This is a genomic window from uncultured Aurantimicrobium sp. (assembly GCF_936931525.1).
Lineage (GTDB): Bacteria > Actinomycetota > Actinomycetes > Actinomycetales > Microbacteriaceae > Aurantimicrobium.
This window is the reverse complement of record NZ_CAKZII010000024.1, coordinates 1-1,681: the sequence shown is the minus strand read 5'-3', so window position 1 is coordinate 1,681 and position 1,681 is coordinate 1. Positions and strand designations below refer to the sequence as shown.

Below are 1,681 nucleotides of genomic sequence, written 5' to 3'. Positions count from 1 at the left end.
GGCCAAGAAGACAACATCATGACCAGCAAGAATCTCAGCTGTGGTGTCTTTGAGCACAAGGTCGCCGTAGCTGCGCAAATGGGGTTGAACATCAACCAAACGCTGACCTGCATTGGAGTGTGCCGTAACTGTGCGCACCTCAAACTCGGGGTGTCCAGCGAGCAGGCGCAGGACCTCGCCACCGGCGTAACCGCTGGCTCCAGCAATGGCAACCGAGTATGTCATTAGATAACTCTATCTAAACCTTCAACCAGTTATTGAACTTTGAAGGTCAAACGATGCGTGTCAGGAACTACTGGCTCAATTCGGCAGAAATGACAGGAGTTCCGCCATTCCACGCCCAGTTCAGTGCATCTTGAAGCTTTTCAAGATCAAAAGATGTAAACCGGCCTAGATACAAACACCATTTACCGGTTTTGTAAGGGCCTATTCCTGCGATGTGTTCATCTAACCCTGGGTAGTAGACCCCATAGACAGACATGGAGGCTTTTCGTGGAGAAAATGAGATGACAGGCATATCCCCTTCATGACCAGAGGCATAGCGATAGTGGAATGAGCCGAAGCCAATAATGTTTGTTCCCCACATCACAGGTTCAACGCCAGAAGCGAGTTTCATCATGCCCAGAAGCGTTTCAGCGTCTTGTTTTCGCCCTTGGTGGCTTATCGAATCGATAAACGCATCAACAGAGGCATCTGTGGGGAGAGTTTTGACTTCTGCCATCAGTCTCAGTTGCCCTGTCTCGGTTCAGGGAGGATTACTCGTGAATAGAAAAGTCCGGTCTTGATTAGCAAGAAACCGACCAACATAAGACTCACAATTGTTGACTGTGAAAGGAATACAACAGCTACTGGATAGACAGTGACATGGAAAACGACAAACAACCATTGACGTTGTTTGCTTTGCTCTCTCCATGCCTGATTGGTTGACGAAGTGGCATTACTTATCAAACCTGCACCAATATCAAGCCCGAGCAGAGCAGTAATTATTGCTTGCCATGTCATGGAATCCTGAATGATCCATGACAATGTAGCCAGCAGAAGGCCCAGCATTATCGCGAGAACAATATCTGCTTTTCGCGGAGAAGGACCCACCAAAAGATTCAAGGCAAAACCTATTCGCGAATAGTCGCACCGAAGCGTGATGCGGCGAGCGCAACACCAGCTTCTTTCGACGCTGTTGCTTCAGCAGCAGTCAGTGTGCGGTCTTCAGCACGGAATCGCAGGGCGAAGGTCAGTGAACGCTGTCCTTCGGGAATTCCTGTGCCTTGGTAGACATCCACAAGAGTTGCTGTTTCCAGCAGTTCTCCAGCACCTTCCACAACCGCAACAAGAACATCAGCTGCAGGGATAGTGTCCGAAACAACAAGAGAGAGGTCCTGTGTTGCCGCAGGCATGGTCTTGACATCCACAGCCACGTGAGGAACACCGGCAGCATCCGTCACAGCATCCAGGTTCAATTCGAATGCAGCAACGGTGCGTGGCAGGTGTGCATCTTCAGCCACGGAAGGCAGGAGTTCACCGGCATAACCGATAACAGCATCGTCAAGGAGTAGTTCTGCAGTGCGGCCAGGGTGGAATGCCTTGTGGCTTCCTTGACGAACTGTGATCTGAATGCCAGCACCGAGAGCAATCTGCTGAACAGCGGCGAGCGCGTCCTGCCAGTCATAAGCAACGGCCTTCT

The 1,681-nt window shown here is 50.7% G+C and carries 1 protein-coding gene and 2 pseudogenes; all 3 read right to left on the bottom strand.

Annotated elements, in window-relative coordinates:
- Positions 1-225 (bottom strand): annotated as a pseudogene (locus Q0362_RS01055) (N-acetyl-gamma-glutamyl-phosphate reductase); the annotation flags it as partial.
- 67 nt (positions 226-292) lie between these two features.
- The gene (locus Q0362_RS01050) at positions 293-721 is read right to left on the bottom strand and encodes a DUF1801 domain-containing protein (RefSeq protein WP_298118848.1); all 429 of its coding nucleotides are present in this window, start codon (positions 719-721) and stop codon (positions 293-295) included.
- A 391-nt stretch (positions 722-1,112) separates the two neighbouring features.
- Positions 1,113-1,681 (bottom strand): annotated as a pseudogene (locus tag Q0362_RS01045) (phenylalanine--tRNA ligase subunit beta); the annotation flags it as partial.